Genomic DNA, 14,897 nt, shown 5'->3' on the forward strand with positions numbered 1-14,897 from the left:
CGCACCGCTGTGAATCCGGAGGACAGATGAGCAAGTCCAACCCCGTGCACAAGCTGGTCGACGCCGTGGCTGACGCCGTGTCCGACCGCAGGGACCGCGACCGATCGCACGTACCGGGCGCCCCCGGCGCGGAGCCGGCCCAGGTGGCGGAGCCCACCGAGCCGCGCGCGCCGCTGCCGACCAAGCCCGACCAGGGCGCGCCTGACACCGTGTCGGCGACGGGCCGCGGTGGCGGCGGCGCGGCGGACGTGCGCGCCCAGAACGGCGGCTACCTGACCACCGCCCAAGGCGCGCGGCTGCCCGACAGCGACCACTCCCTGAAGGCCGGCCCCCGTGGCCCGGTGCTGCTGCAGGACCACCACCTGCGCGAGAAGATCACTCACTTCGACCACGAGCGGATTCCCGAGCGGGTCGTCCACGCCCGGGGCGCCGCCGCGCACGGCGTCTTCCGCGGCTACGGCACGGCCGGCGCGGTGACCAGGGCCGCCTTCCTGGCCGAAGGCGTCGAGACGCCGGTGTTCGTGCGCTTCTCCACGGTGCTGGGCTCGCGCGGCTCGGCGGACACCGTGCGCGACACCCGCGGTTTCGCCACCAAGTTCTACACCACCGACGGTGTCTTCGACCTGGTCGGCAACAACATCCCGGTCTTCTTCATCCAGGACGCGATCAAGTTCCCCGACGTCGTCCATGCCGCGAAGCCGCACCCGGACCGCGAGATCCCACAGGCGCAGAGCGCGCACGACACGTTCTGGGACTTCGTCTCGCTGCACACCGAGGCCACCCATCACACGCTGTGGAACATGTCCGACCGCGGGATCCCGCGCTCGTACCGGATGATGGAGGGCTTCGGCGTCCACACCTTCCGGCTGGTCAACGCCGAGGGTGCGAGCGCCCTGGTCAAGTTCCACTGGAAGCCCAGGCTCGGCGTGCACTCCCTGGTCTGGGAGGAGGCGCAGCTGATCGCCGGCATGGATCCCGACTTCCACCGCCGGGACCTGGCGGACGCGATCGAGGCCGGCGCGCTCCCCCAGTGGGAGCTCGGCATCCAGACCTTCCCGGACAGCCCGGAGCAGACCTTCCAGGGCATCGACCTGCTCGACCCGACCAAGATCGTGCCCGAGGAACTGGCCCCCGTGCAGCCCGTCGGGCTGATGACCCTCACCGCCAACCCGACCAACTTCTTCGCCGAGACCGAGCAGGTGGCCTTCCACCCCGGCCACCTGGTGCCCGGCATCGACATCACCGACGACCCGCTGCTCTCGGGCCGTCTCTTCTCCTACCTGGACACCCAGATCACCCGCCTGGGCGGCCCGAACTTCGCCCAGATCCCGATCAACCGCACCCACGCGCCGGTCAACGACATGCTCCGCGACGGGTTCCACCAGGACGCCGTCCACGGCGGTGTCGCCCCCTACAAGCCGAACTCCCTGGACGGCGGCTGCCCGTTCTTCGCCGGCGGGACCGAGCACGCGTACATCGAGCACCCCACGCCGATCGCCGCCGCGTCCAAGGTGCGCGAGGCTCCCGCCTCGTTCGCCGACCACTTCACCCAGCCGCGCCTGTTCTGGCTCAGCCTCACCTCCGTCGAGCAGCAGCACGTCATCGCCGCCTACACCTTCGAACTGTCCAAGGTCTACGAGCCGGCGATCAGGGAGCGCACGCTGGGCGTGCTGGCCAACGTCGACCCCACGCTGTGCGCCGAGGTCGCGGCCGGACTGGGGCTGCCGACGCCCGAGCCGACCGTGGCCCTGCCGCAGGCGGAGCCGAGTCCGGCGCTCTCGCAGCTCGGCGCGGAGTGGCCGGCCGAGGGCCGCGTGATCGGCATCGTCGCCGACCCGACCAGCGACGCGGGCCTGGTACGCGAGGTCCGGGACGCGGTTCGCCGAGCCGGGATGACGGCTCTGGTCGTCGCCCCCACCGGTGCGCCCCTGGCGGACGACCTCCCGGTCCAGCGCACCTTCGCGGCCGCCCGTTCGGTGGAGTTCGACGCGCTGGTCCTGCTCGCCACCCCCGCGCCGGGAGTCGACGACCACGGGGCTCGCGACGCCAAGTCCAACGGGCCCTCGGCGGTCGACTCGCGCGTCGCGCTGCTCGTCAACGAGGCCTACCGCCACGCCAAGCCGCTGGGTGGCCACCCCGGCGCCCGCGCGGTGTGGACGGCCGCCTGGGTCGACCCGCAGGCCCCCGGCGTACTGACGGGCGAGGACCTTGCGGAGGTCGTCGCCCGCCTCGCCGGCCTCCTCGGCGCCCACCGCGTGTGGGACCGCTTCCCCGCGCCCATCGCGCGCCCTTAGCGCCTGGTCGGTCAAGCCCGGATCACCCGGACGGCCGGTCCGCCGACATTCCGCGTGCATGAGCGCGGGAACGCGGGGCACGCGAAGCGAGAACGAGACACCGCTGATCTTGGAGGGCTGCGATGAGCGCCGAAAACAAAATCGAGAACACCGGCGACAAGATCGAGGGGAAGATCAAGGAGACGACGGGCAAGGCCCTCGGCAACGAACGCATGGAAGCCGAAGGCAAGGGCGACCAGGTGAAGGGCGACCTCAAGCAGGCCGTCGAGCACCTGAAGGACGCCTTCAAGCACTGACCGGCACCCGTTGGCGGGCGATGACGAGGGCATCGCCCGCCAACGGGTCGCTTGCCGCCCGGCGCACCGCACGGCACCGCTCCGGGCGGAGTGAGAATCCAGTAGCCAGTGGCGCCCGCCCGATGGTTGGCCACCCCCAGCGAGCCGCCCACGGCCGTGGGGCCGTTGCGAGAGACCAACGATGACCATTTCCTTCTCCGCGTGTCTTGCGGCGGCCGCTCTGGTCCTGCTGATCTTCCTACGGCGTTACGACGGTGACCGGCGCCGTTTCGGCAACGCGGTCCTTCTGGGCCTGTGCTCGCTTCTCCTGTTGGCCGGTTCGTTCGTCGCGCTCTCCCACCTGCACCGGCCGGTGACCCGGACGGTAGCCGCGGGCGTCGCCGTGGGGACCGCCGTGGGTGCGATGGCCATCGCGGGATTCCTGCTGGCCAACGGGATCCGGATGATCCGTACGGAAGGCGGCCGCCCGGCCAACCTGCTCTCGCTGCTGGCGGGTGCGGCGATCCTGGGGACGCTCGGTCTGCTGGCTGCCGCCGCACAGGTCGACAGCGGACTCCTGCGCGCGGTGGCCACCACCGTGCTGTTCCTGGCCGGCTACCTCTGCTTCCTCTTCGCCTGCTTCGTCGGCTACGCCGCCCTCTACCAGCAGGTCGCGGTGCGCCGCCCGGTCGACTTCGTCGTCGTCCTCGGCGCCGGGCTGACGGACGGATCCGCCGTCCCACCACTGCTGGCCTCGCGGCTGGACCGGGCGCTCGCCCTGTACCGGCACCAGCGGGCACGAGGGCGGTCCCCCGACCTGCTGGTCTCCGGCGGCAAGGGCTCGGACGAACAGGTTCCGGAGGCCGAGGCGATGGCCGACTACCTCAGGCGCCGGGGAGTCCCGGACAGTCACCTCGTGCAGGAGTGCGCCTCGACCAGCACCGAGGAGAACCTGAAGTTCAGCCGGGAGCTGATGGAGCGGCTGCGGCCGGGCTCCAGCTGCGTCATCGTGACGAACGACTTCCACGCGTTTCGCGCGGCCGTCCTCGCGCGCCGGGCCGGCGTGCGGGGCGAAGCCGCGGGCTCGCCGACGGCGGCGTACTACTGGCCCAGCGCGACGCTGCGGGAGTTCGCCGCCGTACTGGCCACCTATCCGCTGACGAATCTGGGGGCAGGGGGCCTGGTCTGTGCAGCCGGGGTGTGGGCGGGCTGGCACGGCTGAGCCGGGCACGGCGACCGGCACGGCGACCGGCGCGGTGAGCGGTGCGAGAACTCGCGCCGCTCACGCTCACCTTCCGGGGAGGTCGAACTCCGCCCACACCGACTTCCCCGGCGCGCCGGCGCGAGGCGCGTGACCCCAACGGCTGGCGAGCAGCGCGATCGCGCGCAGCCCGTGCCCGCCCGGCCGGCTGGGGCTGTGCGGCAGCCGGGGCCTGGGAAGGGTGTCGGCCCGGTCCAGGACCTCGATCCGCAGGACGCTGCTGGTGGCGGACAGAACGAGCAGCTCCACGCCGCCGGCGTGCTGACACGCGTTGGTGGCCAGTTCGGAGACCACCAGCACGATGTCCTCCGCCTGCGCCTGCTGCCGCGGGTCGGGCGACCGCAGCCAGCCCCACTCGTGCAGAGCCGTCCGCACCTGCTCGCGGCAGCGGCCGACAGCCCCCGCACCGGACGCTACGGCGAAGCGGCGGGTCTGGCCTGCGGGGGGCAGGCCGGGCAGCGGGGCCGGGGCCGTCATCGTGTACTCACTCGTGCTCATCTGACCTCGCTTCGATACCGGTCCGCACTGGATTCTGCCTGCCTTCACCCCGACCGTTGGTATCCGTCTGCCCCCTGCGCCGCGATGGACTCCGCCGAACCAGCTGCCATCGGCTTTTCTGGCGAGGGCTCCTGACGGAGGTCGGGGCGTGGCGCGTCAGCAGGCCGCCGGCGCCGTGAGGTCGGGGCGGATGTCGAAGACCGCGTCCGTGCCGGTGAGTTCCAGGAGCCTGGCCATCGGCGAGGCCACCCGGGCGAGCACCAGGGTGCGCTGCGCTCTCAGTGCCTCGAGCCGGGTGGTCAGCAGCAGGTTGAGTCCGGTGGAGTCGCAGAACGCGATACCGCGGCAGTCCACGACCACGCGTTCGGCGGACCGGTCGAGGGCCTCGCGAAGCCGTCCTCGTAGGACGTGCACGCTGTCGTAGTCGAGCTCCCCGACGGGGGAGACGATGACCGTGCCGTCGTCGAAGACCAGGTCCACGGTCAGTCGGGCGTCCACGGGCTCGGGGGCCGAGAGGTCCGAGAGGGGGGTCGGCTCCGTGCTGGTGGGGTCACTGTCGCGCATCGCACTCCTTCGCTCGAACAGGCGGTGGTCACCCGCGCGTCCGCCGCGCAGTTTACCGGGACGACCGTACGGGTCTGCCTGCGGCAGCAGGGTGAGGCGTCAGTGCGGTCAGCCGACGCGGACGCCGATGAGGCAGGTGTCGTCGTCGGTGTCCGCATTGGTGTAGCGCAGCAGGAGGTCGAGCCGTCGTTCCAGATCGGTCGGCTCCTGCGGGCCTGCGGGCATCGCTACGGGCATCTGGGCGATGGTGAGCAGGTTGTCGAGGGAGTCGGCGACGGAGCGGTCGCGGCGTTCGATCAGCCCGTCGGTGTACATCATGAGGGTGTCGCCGGGCTGCAGCTGGACCTCGTCCTCCTGGTACTCGGTGTGGTCGAGGGCGCCGAGCAGCAGGCCGCCGATCGTCGGCAGGGTGGTCGCCTTGCCGTCGCGCAGCAGGACGGGCGGCAGGTGGCCGGCCCGGGCCCAGTGCAGGCGCCGGGTCTCGGGCTGGTACAGGCCGCAGACGGCGGTGGCGGTGACGTTGTCGGTGAGGTGGTGGGTGACGGAGTTGAGCCAGGCGAGCAGCTGGGCGGGTCCGGCACCGGTGGCGGCGAGGCCGCGAAGTGCGTTGCGCAGGGCGACCATGCCGGTGGCGGCTTCGATGCCGTGGCCGGCCACGTCGCCGACGCACAGCAGGATCTGGCCGTGCGGGAGTGCGACGGCGTCGTACCAGTCGCCGCCGACCAGGTGGTCCTTCTCGGCGGGGCGGTAGCGGACGGCGACGCTGAGGTTGTGCAGGTGCTGGGTGCCGCGGCTGGGCGGCATGATGGCGTGCTGGAGCTGGAGGGCGAGGCGGCTGCGTTCGGCGGCGTGCTGCTCGGTGTGGACGAGTTGGTCGCGGGTGGCGGCCAGCGCGACCTCGGTCCAGTGCTGGGCGGAAACGTCCTGGTAGGCGCCTCGGACGGCGGTGATGCGTCCGGTGTCGTCGAGCACTGGTTCGGCGACGACCCGGATGTGGCGGGCGATGCCGTCGGCGCGCTGGAGGCGGAAGGCGGTGGAGGCGGGGCGTTGGTGGTGCAGGAGGGTGCGCAGGAACCGGCCGATGGCGTGTTCGTCGTCGGGGTGGACGTGGGCGGGCAGTTGCTCCAGGGCGATGGGCGGCGCGGTCGGCGGCAGCCCGTGCAGGTCGTAGAGGGTGTCGTTCCAGGCGATCTCGCCGGTGAGGAGGTCCTCCTCGAATCCACCGATGCGGCCCAGACGCTGGGCGTGCTGGAGGAGGCTGGCGACCCTCGGAGTGCCGTCGTCCAGCCGCCAGGTGACCACGACGTGGTCGCCCGAGCGGCTGATGGCCACCCTGGCCTCGGTGCCCAGCGGGACACCGTCGACCAGGGCCGCCAGGTACATCCGGTCGGCGCGGAACGGCTCGCCGGTGGCGACGACGTGCTCCACCTTCTCGAACAGTCCGCCGGGCTCGGCGGCCAGGGGGTAGGCCTCCAGGAGCCGGGAGCCGACGATGAGGTTGCGCGGCCGGCCGGCGAAGTCCACGAAGCCCAGGTTGACGTGGCGGATGCGAAACCCGACCGGGGTGCCGGCGTCGTCGAGCAGCGGCTGCAGGACCATGCAGGCCTCGTCCAGCCCGTCGACGAGGTCCAGCAGCTCGGTGAACCGCGGATCGTCCTTCCCGACGGTCCGGTCGTCCGCGGCGGGCCGGGTCTCCAGGACCGTGGCACACAGCGTGGCGAGGACCTCGAACTGCCTTAGCAGCGCCTGGGACTGCTCGGGCAGCGGCTCGGCCCAGCAGATTTCCATCGCTCCGGTGATCCGGCCACCCGTTCCGGCCGGAACGACGAGGCGCCCACCGGGCAGCTCGAGTTGGCCGATCGAGGACAGCGCCGCGCCGGCGAGGGTGTCGAAGCCGCTGGTGTCGCGGTGGTCGAGGGCGCGGCGGGCGGGCGTCGGGACACCGGGCGGTACGTACCGCCAGCGGTCTGGTTCGTGTTCGGAGAAGCCCGCGCTGCCGGCGAGGGTCAGGGACTGGTTCGAATGGGCGGCCCAGATCGCGACCGCTCTGGCGCCCAGCGGCCGCAGGGCGTTGTCCAGAATGGACTGCGCGACGGCATCGGCGTCGTCTCCCGCCAGGGCTCCGGCTTCCGCGCTGCGCAGCCGCAGCCCCGTCGAAGGGGAGGCGGGGTCGGTGGTCGTGGCGACGAAGTCGCGGGCCAGCTCGGCGATCCGGTCGCGCGAGGCCTGGTTGACCAGATCCGCGGCGAGTTCGAGGACCTGCAGACCGGCCTGGTCGGCCAGCGTGTCCAGTTGCCGGCCGGCTTCGGCGGGGCTGCACCCGAGCCGCTCCACGAGGATGCCCTTGGCCAGGTCGATCAGTGCCCGGCCCTCGGCCTGCAGGTGAGCGTGCTGAAGCTCGCGCTGCAGGCGCTCGACGGCACCGGCGAGCCGTCCCATGGCGGCCGTACCAGGCTGAGCAGGGATTTGCTCACCCTCCCCGAGCTGCGGTCCGGCGGGGCGCGGAAACCGCGTCCCGCTCTCGGCCGTCGCCGTGGGCCCCTGGGTCGTCACGGACCGGGGACCGTCGCCACGGGGACGGCCCCCTTCGTCGGGCTCGCCCTGGTGACCGTGCCCCTGGTCCGCCTCCTGCGGGAGCTGGTGCCGGTCGGTAGCGGGTGCGGAGTCGGTCATGAGGCGAGCTGTCCCTTGATCCGGGCGATCAGGTCGCCGGCGTCCACGGGCTTGGTGACGTAGTCGGAGGCGCCGGAGGCCAGGCTCTTCTCGCGGTCGCCGATCATCGCCTTGGCGGTGACGGCGATGATCGGAAGGGCGGCGTGCTCGGGCATGGCGCGGATGGCGGCTGTGGCCGCATACCCGTCCATCTCCGGCATCATCACGTCCATCAGGATCACGTCGATCTCCGCGTGCTCGGCCAGCGCGTCCAGCGCCGCCCGGCCGTTCTCGGCCTGCAGCACCCGGACTCCGTGCAGTTCGAGGATTCCCGTCAGGGCGTAGAGGTTGCGGTCGTCGTCGTCGACCACCAGCACGGTGCGGCCCGCGAGTGAGCCGTCGACGTCCTGGCCGGCGGCGGCCAGGGGCTCCTCGCCACGCACCAAGGGCAGCACGTCGCCGGGCTGGTCGGCGCTCAGGTGCAGCGCGACGCGCTCCCGCAGCTCGTCGAGGCTGGAGATCAGTTCCAGGGGGTGGCTGGTGGCGCGTGCCTGCAGCACCCGCTCCTGCTCGGCGCCGAGCCGGCGGTTGTTGTGCGCCAGGACCGGCACCGTCTGCAGCGCCGGGTCCTGCTCCATCTCGTCCAGGAAACGCAGCGCGGCGCCGTCGGGCAGGTCGAGTTCGAGGACGACGCAGTGGCACGGGGTGGTCGCCATCGCCGCTGCGGCTTCCGAGGCCCCGAAGGTCGTGATGATCTCCACCGGTGTGCGGGGGTCGCCGATTCCGGAGTGGCCGGCCAGGTCTGCCACGGCGCTCTCGGCGACCAGGGACAGCAGCCCGCGGGGCCGTTCCTCGATCACCAGCAACCGCTTGGGCTGCGCGATGTCGGGCGTGGCCGGGGCAGCGGGCCGTTGCGGGAGCTCCAGATCCGACGCGTGTTCGGCGGAGCCCAACTCCGCTACGGGGCGGGTGCTCTGGGCGCTCATCTCCGCGAAGTCGGGCCGGGCCACGGGCAGGTAGAGCGTGAAGGTGCTGCCGTGACCGGGAGTGCTTTCGGCGGTGATGATGCCGCCGAGCAGGAAGGCGATCTCACGGCTGATCGACAGGCCGAGCCCGGTGCCGCCGTACTTGCGGCTGGTGGTGCCGTCGGCCTGCTGGAAGGCGCCGAAGACGGTCTCCAGGTGCTGCGGGGCGATGCCGATCCCGGTGTCCACCACGCGGAACGCCACGACGGGGCCGCCACGCCGGGCCTCCTCCGGCGCCTGTGACTCCTCGACCCTTTCGATGAGCAGTTCGACGCTGCCCTTCTCGGTGAACTTGACGGCGTTGGAGAGCAGGTTGCGCAGCACCTGGCGCAGCCGGTACTCGTCGGTGAGGAGTTCGACGGGCACTCCCTCGCCGGTGCGGACGCCGAAGGTCAGGCTCTTCTGGCTCGTCATCGGGCGGAACGTGGCCTCGACGTAGTCCAGCAGCTTGCGCAGCGGGATGGGTTCGGGGTTGATGTCCATCTTGCCGGCTTCGACCTTGGACAGGTCGAGGATGTCGTTGATCAGCTGCAGCAGGTCGGAGCCGGCGGAGTGGATGATGCCGGCGTACTCGACCTGCTTGGCCGTCAGGTTCCGGGTCGGGTTCTGAGCGAGCAACTGGGCCAGGATCAGCAGGCTGTTGAGCGGGGTGCGCAGTTCGTGGCTCATGTTCGCCAGGAACTCCGACTTGTACTTCGAGGCGAGCGAGAGCTGGTGGGCGCGGTCCTCGAGTTCCTGGCGGGCCTGTTCGATCTCCAGGTTCTTGGTCTCGATGTCGCGGTTCTGGGCGGCGAGCAGCTCGGCCTTGTCCTCCAGCTCGGCGTTGGAGGACTGCAGTTCCTCCTGCCGGGCCTGCAACTCCTCGGAGCGGGCCCGCAGTTCGGCGGTCAGGCGCTGCGACTCACCCAGCAGCTCGTCGGTGCGGGCGTTGGCGACGATGGTGTTCACGTTGACGCCGATCGCCTCCCGCAACTGCTCGAGGAAGTCCCGGTGCACCTGGGTGAAGGCGTGGACGGTGGCGAGTTCGATGACGCCCAGGACCTGCTCCTCCACCACGATGGGCAGGGCGACCAGGTTCAACGCCTCGGTGCGCCCGAGGCCGGAGGCGACCTTCACGTAGTCGGCGGGCAGCTTGTCGATGGCGATGGTGCGCTTGCTGCGGGCTGCCTGGCCGACCAGGGACTGGCCGAGCTTGAAGCGCTTCCCCGCCGCCTCGTCGGGGTGGGCGTAGGAGCTGATCAGGTTCAGGTACGTGCCGTTGTCGGTGTCCTCGGCGAGGTAGAAGGCGCCGTACTGCGCGGAGACGAGCGGCGTGAGTTCGTCCATGATCAGCTCGGCGACCACCGCCAGGTCTCGTCGGCCCTGCATGAGGCCGGAGATGCGGGCGAGGTTGGACTTGAGCCAGTCCTGTTCCTCGTTGGCCTGGGTGGTCTCGCGCAGGGACTCGACCATGAAGTTGATGTTGTCCTTGAGGTCGGCGACCTCGCCGGAGGCGTCCACGGTGATCGAGCGGGTCAGGTCGCCGGCGGCCACCGCACTGGCGACCTCGGCGATGGCGCGGACCTGGCGGGTCAGGTTGCCGGCCAGCTCGTTGACGTTCTCGGTCAGCCGCTTCCAGGTGCCGGAGACGCCCTCGACCTCGGCCTGCCCGCCCAGGCGCCCCTCGCTGCCGACCTCGCGGGCGACGCGGGTGACCTCGGCGGCAAAGGAGGAGAGCTGGTCGACCATGGTGTTGATGGTGGTCTTGAGTTCGAGGATCTCGCCGCGGGCGTCCACGTCGATCTTGCGGGTCAGGTCGCCGTTGGCCACCGCGGTGGTGACCTGGGCGATGTTGCGGACCTGACTGGTCAGGTTGTGCGCCATGAAGTTGACGTTGTCGGTCAGGTCCTTCCAGGTGCCCGCCACGTTGGGCACCCGGGCCTGGCCGCCCAGCGTGCCCTCGGTGCCGACCTCGCGCGCCACCCGGGTCACCTCGTCGGCGAACGCCGACAGCGTGTCGACCATGGTGTTGATCACCCCGGCCAGCGCCGCGACCTCGCCCTTGGCCTCGACGTTGATCTTCTGGGACAGGTCGCCCTTGGCGACCGCGGTGGCCACCTGGGCGATCGAGCGCACCTGGCCGGTCAGGTTGGACGCCATCACGTTGACGTTGTCGGTCAGGTCCTTCCAGGTGCCCGAGACGCCGCGCACGGTGGCCTGGCCGCCGAGGTTGCCCTCGGTGCCGACCTCGCGGGCCACTCGGGTGACCTCGTCGGCGAACGCGCCGAGCTGGTCGACCATCGTGTTGATGGTCTCCTTCAGCTCGAGGATCTCCCCGCGGGCGTCCACCCGGATCTTCTGCGACAGGTCGCCCTTGGCGACCGCGGTGGTCACCTGGGCGATCGAGCGCACCTGCGCGGTCAGGTTGTCCGCCATGACGTTGACGGACTCGGTCAGGTCCCGCCAGGTGCCCGACACGTCCCGCACGTCCGCCTGGCCGCCGAGGCGCCCCTCGGTGCCGACCTCGCGCGCAACCCGGGTCACCTCGCCGGCGAACGCGGACAGCTGGTCGACCATCGTGTTGATGGTGTCCTTCAGCTCCAGGATCTCGCCGCGCGCCGTCACGTTGATCTTCTGGGAGAGGTCGCCCTTGGCGACCGCGGTGGCGACCTGGGCGATCGAGCGCACCTGCGCCGTCAGGTTGCCCGCCATGAAGTTGACCGAGTCGGTCAGGTCGCGCCAGGTCCCGGAGACGCCCTTGACGTCCGCCTGACCGCCCAGGATGCCCTCGGTGCCGACCTCGCGCGCCATCCGGGTCACCTCGTCGGCGAAGGCGGAGAGCTGGTCGACCATGGTGTTGACGGTGTTCTTCAGCTCCAGGATCTCACCGCGCGCGTCGACGGTGATCTTCTGGGACAGGTCGCCCTTGGCGACGGCCGTGGTGACCTGGGCGATGTTGCGGACCTGGTCGGTGAGGTTGCCGGCCATGAAGTTGACCGAGTCGGTGAGGTCGCGCCAGGTACCCGCGACACCGGGTACCTGGGCCTGACCGCCGAGCCGGCCCTCGCTGCCGACCTCGCGGGCGACCCGGGTCACCTCGCCGGCGAAGGCGGAGAGCTGGTCGACCATCGTGTTGACGGTGTTCTTCAGCTCCAGGATCTCGCCGCGCGCCGTCACGTTGATCTTCTGCGACAGGTCGCCCTTGGCGACCGCGGTGGCGACCTGGGCGATGTCACGGACCTGGCTGGTCAGGTTGCCGGCCATCGCGTTGACCGAGTCGGTCAGGTCCTTCCAGGTCCCCGAGACCCCGGGCACCTCGGCCTGACCGCCCAACTGGCCCTCGGTGCCGACCTCGCGGGCGACGCGGGTCACCTCCGAGGTGAAGAGCGCGAGCTGGTCGACCATCCCGTTGAACACGGTGGCGATCTCGCCCAGCAGGCCGTCGGCATCCCCCGGCAGCCGGGTGCCGAAGTCCCCGTCGCGCACCGCCGTGAGTCCCGCCAGCAGCTGGCGCAGTTCCGGCTCGCCCACCTGGGCCGGTCCCGGACCCTGCGGGCTCCGCCGCTGCGGGACGGTAGTGGACTTCGTCGCGCCAGCCATCGAACGTCGCCTCCGTAGAATCGCCGAGCCCTGATGCCACCGCGGTGCGCGGGTACCAGCCCCGGGCGACGCCGCCCGATATGTGACGCACCGGCCAGGAGGCTACCCCAGCCCGCTCATCAGGCGCGACCCGCTGCCGGGGCCTGCCGGCCCGCAGGACTGCCCGGCACCGGGAGGAGGCAGGCACCGGCGGCCCCACCGCCTCGCCAGAACGCCGTCGGCGATCTTGGTCGCCCGCACCTGTATCGGGCTGTGGTGCCCGTTCAGAGTGGGCCGTATGGACATGCGGAGGATTGTGGCGGTGCTGGCGGAGGAGGCCGAGCAGCAGGTCCAGGACGGGGTGTGGGAGTTGGCGCCGAGCGACCGCGCGCTCGCTCGTGAGGCCGAGGCGGGCTTGCGGGAGGCCGTCGGTCCGCCCGACGTCCAGGAGGCGCTGCCGAAGATCGACCGGCTCGAGCACCTGCGGGAGACACTCGCCGGAGGAGGCCGTCCGCCGACTCCAGGACGCCCTGGTGCGGATCACCGCCGCGTAGGTACTCGGCTGCCCGCTCCCGCCGTCGCGGCCGGGGATTTCGCGCCGGCCGGCACGGCGCACGCAGCGAAGCGGAGGCGGGAGACCGCGGGCCGGGATGCCTCACGGCTGGTGGGACATGGATCTGATGCCGGTACTGAACGTGGCGACCGCCGCGGCGGCGACCACCAGCAGGGGGAAGGCCAGCATCGCCGTGCGGCCGGCGACGTGGGTCAGCAGGACTCCCGCGAGGGCGGGCGCCAGGGCGGTGGCCGAGGTGGCGGCGAGCAGGATCACGCTGACCACCCGGCCCTGGAGGTGGTCCGGGGTGACGGCTGCCTGGTAGCCGAAGAGGGCGGCGTTGGCGGCGGGGCCGAGGAAGACCGCTACGGCCAGCGGAACCGCGGCCACGATGCCGGTGGAGAGCAGCACGCTGAGCGCCATCAGCACGGCGGCGGACCAGCAGATCACCGCGATCAGCGTGGGCAGACGCAGCCGCCGTTGCAGGGCCGGCGCCGTGAAGGCGCCGAGCAGGCCGCCCACCCCGATGGTCATGGTGACCAGGCCGACCAGGACCGGCGGCAGTCCCGAGCGCCGCAGCGAGATGGTCATCGCGAAGACCATGCCGGTGAAGGCCATGTTGAGCGGGGCCGCGATCACGATCAGCGACCGCAGGAAGGGGTCGCCCAGCACGAACCGCAGCCCCTGCCGTCCGGCACCGCCCCGCGCCGGGGCCGGGCTCAGGGCCGGGTCGGGCCGGGGCTGCTGGAGGGGCCGGCGGATGCACAGCAGGGCCGTCAGCGAGAGCAGGAAGCTCAGGGCGTTGCCGAGGAACGGCAGCGCCCTGCCCAGTCCGAACAGCAGGCCGCCCAGGGGCGGCCCCGCCAGCGAACTTCCGTACGATCGCGCCTCGTTGCGGGCGACAGCGGTGACGATCTGGTCCGGAGGCACCAGGCTGCGGACCGCCGCGAACTCGGCGGTGGTGAAGACCACCGAGGCGGCGGCGCCGGCGGCCACCACCACCAGGATCAGGGCCGGGCCGGCCCGTCCGGCGACGACCGCGCAGGCGAGGGCCGCGTACGCGGCCAGCCGGACGACGTCGCACAGGATCATCAGCCGGCGCCGGTCGAAGCGGTCGACCAGGACGCCGGCCGGAAGCCGGCAGGCCGTCGCGACGACGAGACCCGCCGTGCCGACCAGGCCGGCCTGCGTCGGGGAGCCGGTCAGCTGGAACACCAGGAGGGGCAGCGCCAGGTCGGACATGGCGCTGCCCACGTCCGAGAGGCACTGCCCGGTCCACAGCAGGTTGAAATCGCGGTTGCGCCACAGACTCGGCGGCCGGCCGGTCTCCCGGACGTCGGCGGCGTCCTCGGTGACCGGTCCCGTCACGCCGGAGCCGCCGTGGAGACGACCAGCAGCTTCGTCACCGAGCCGTCCTCGCCGACGACATCGCGCAGGTGCCGGAAGCCCAGCCGGCGGCACATCTCCAGGCTCGCGGTGTTCTCCGCGCCCACCATTCCGTACGCCTCCTCGATTCCGAGGTGGTCCGCGGCGTGGCGCAGCAGACCGCGGACCACCTCGCTGCCCAGTCCCCGGCCCCAGAACTCGGGGGCGAGCGCGGTGATCAGTTCGTAGCCGTCGACGTTGCCGGTCTTCTTCAGCTCCGCGTGACCCACGTACTTCCCGTCCTGCCACAGGCCCCACACGTCGAACAGGTCCTTGGGGTACACGTCGGTCCGGATCGCGCGGAACAGCACCCGCAGCTCCGACTCGGGGGCGCGTTCCTGGCCCATCCAGTGGCACACCTCCTCGATGCGCAGCAGGGCGACGAAGGCGTCCTCGTCCTCGGGCCGGTAGGGGAGGAAGTCGAGGCGCTCGGTGCGCAGGGCAGGGGTCATGGCGAGCTCCGATCGGTGTGGGCGCGGTGGCGGCAGCAGGGTGACGGGGCGCCGGAAGCCGCTGCGCGGCCGGCGCCCCGTCACGCGGCCGGTCAGGACTCGGTGTTCGCCATGCGCTCGCGCAGACTGCGCGGACGCATGTCGGTCCAGACCTCGTCGACGTAGGCGGTGCACTCCGCCTCGGTGCCCTCCTTGCCGACGGTCTGCCAGCCTGCGGGCACCTCGATGTCGGCCGGCCAGAGCGAGTACTGCTCCTCGTCGTTGCGCAGCACCTGGTAGCGGGTGTTCTCGTCCATGTCACGTTCCTTGGTCGTCGCTGGGGATTCGTCGGCGGTGATGG

General features: G+C 71.7%; 10 protein-coding genes. 3 read left to right on the plus strand and 7 right to left on the minus strand.

The window, feature by feature from the left end:
- Nucleotides 1-26 precede the first annotated feature (26 nt).
- From C7C46_RS24205 to C7C46_RS24215, 3 genes are all read left to right on the plus strand, one after another.
- Nucleotides 27-2,294 (plus strand): catalase, encoded by a 2,268-nt coding sequence (locus C7C46_RS24205; protein WP_110672017.1) that lies wholly within the window; start codon nt 27-29, stop codon nt 2,292-2,294.
- 122 nt (nt 2,295-2,416) lie between these two features.
- Complete coding sequence (locus C7C46_RS24210) at nt 2,417-2,590, plus strand: CsbD family protein (protein ID WP_110672018.1); 174 nt, start codon at nt 2,417-2,419, stop codon at nt 2,588-2,590.
- A 181-nt stretch (nt 2,591-2,771) separates the two neighbouring features.
- Nucleotides 2,772-3,791 (plus strand): YdcF family protein, encoded by a 1,020-nt coding sequence (locus tag C7C46_RS24215; RefSeq protein WP_110672019.1) that lies wholly within the window; start codon nt 2,772-2,774, stop codon nt 3,789-3,791.
- A 66-nt stretch (nt 3,792-3,857) separates the two neighbouring features.
- On the opposite strand, the gene C7C46_RS24220 is transcribed toward C7C46_RS24215, so the two are convergent.
- From C7C46_RS24220 to C7C46_RS24255, 7 genes are all read right to left on the minus strand, one after another.
- Nucleotides 3,858-4,328 carry an ATP-binding protein gene (locus C7C46_RS24220; protein ID WP_146259195.1) on the minus strand — a complete coding sequence of 157 codons (471 nt, stop codon included), beginning with the start codon at nt 4,326-4,328 and terminating at the stop codon, nt 3,858-3,860.
- 156 nt (nt 4,329-4,484) lie between these two features.
- Nucleotides 4,485-4,892 carry an STAS domain-containing protein gene (locus C7C46_RS24225; RefSeq protein ID WP_110672021.1) on the minus strand — a complete coding sequence of 136 codons (408 nt, stop codon included), beginning with the start codon at nt 4,890-4,892 and terminating at the stop codon, nt 4,485-4,487.
- Nucleotides 4,893-5,000: 108 nt separating this feature from the next.
- Nucleotides 5,001-7,331 carry a SpoIIE family protein phosphatase gene (locus tag C7C46_RS24230; protein ID WP_245984784.1) on the minus strand — a complete coding sequence of 777 codons (2,331 nt, stop codon included), beginning with the start codon at nt 7,329-7,331 and terminating at the stop codon, nt 5,001-5,003.
- Nucleotides 7,332-7,561: 230 nt separating this feature from the next.
- Nucleotides 7,562-12,148 (minus strand): HAMP domain-containing protein, encoded by a 4,587-nt coding sequence (locus tag C7C46_RS24235; RefSeq protein ID WP_110672023.1) that lies wholly within the window; start codon nt 12,146-12,148, stop codon nt 7,562-7,564.
- Nucleotides 12,149-12,782: 634 nt separating this feature from the next.
- Nucleotides 12,783-14,048 (minus strand): MFS transporter, encoded by a 1,266-nt coding sequence (locus C7C46_RS24245; RefSeq protein WP_110672024.1) that lies wholly within the window; start codon nt 14,046-14,048, stop codon nt 12,783-12,785.
- On the minus strand, nt 14,045-14,557 hold the full coding sequence (locus tag C7C46_RS24250; RefSeq protein WP_110672025.1) for a GNAT family N-acetyltransferase: 513 nt from the start codon (nt 14,555-14,557) through the stop codon (nt 14,045-14,047). The genes C7C46_RS24245 and C7C46_RS24250 overlap by 4 nt, the downstream gene beginning before the upstream one ends.
- A 92-nt stretch (nt 14,558-14,649) precedes the next feature.
- Nucleotides 14,650-14,853, minus strand: a complete 204-nt coding sequence (locus C7C46_RS24255) for an MbtH family protein (RefSeq protein WP_110672026.1) — start codon at nt 14,851-14,853, stop codon at nt 14,650-14,652.
- Nucleotides 14,854-14,897 lie beyond the last annotated feature (44 nt).

The organism is Streptomyces tateyamensis, assembly GCF_003205575.1.
Lineage (GTDB): Bacteria > Actinomycetota > Actinomycetes > Streptomycetales > Streptomycetaceae > Kitasatospora > Kitasatospora tateyamensis.

Excerpts from the sequence above, each read along its gene's own strand:
- C7C46_RS24215 (WP_110672019.1), top strand. The coding sequence starts at position 2,772 with ATGACCATTTCCTTCTCCGCGTGTCTTGCGGCGGCCGCTCTGGTCCTG.
- C7C46_RS24250 (WP_110672025.1), bottom strand. The coding sequence starts at position 14,557 with ATGACCCCTGCCCTGCGCACCGAGCGCCTCGACTTCCTCCCCTACCGG.
- C7C46_RS24225 (WP_110672021.1), bottom strand. The coding sequence starts at position 4,892 with ATGCGCGACAGTGACCCCACCAGCACGGAGCCGACCCCCCTCTCGGAC.
- C7C46_RS24255 (WP_110672026.1), bottom strand. The coding sequence starts at position 14,853 with ATGGACGAGAACACCCGCTACCAGGTGCTGCGCAACGACGAGGAGCAG.
- C7C46_RS24235 (WP_110672023.1), bottom strand. The coding sequence starts at position 12,148 with ATGGCTGGCGCGACGAAGTCCACTACCGTCCCGCAGCGGCGGAGCCCG.
- C7C46_RS24210 (WP_110672018.1), top strand. The coding sequence starts at position 2,417 with ATGAGCGCCGAAAACAAAATCGAGAACACCGGCGACAAGATCGAGGGG.
- C7C46_RS24230 (WP_245984784.1), bottom strand. The coding sequence starts at position 7,331 with ATGGGACGGCTCGCCGGTGCCGTCGAGCGCCTGCAGCGCGAGCTTCAG.
- C7C46_RS24220 (WP_146259195.1), bottom strand. The coding sequence starts at position 4,328 with ATGAGCACGAGTGAGTACACGATGACGGCCCCGGCCCCGCTGCCCGGC.
- C7C46_RS24205 (WP_110672017.1), top strand. The coding sequence starts at position 27 with ATGAGCAAGTCCAACCCCGTGCACAAGCTGGTCGACGCCGTGGCTGAC.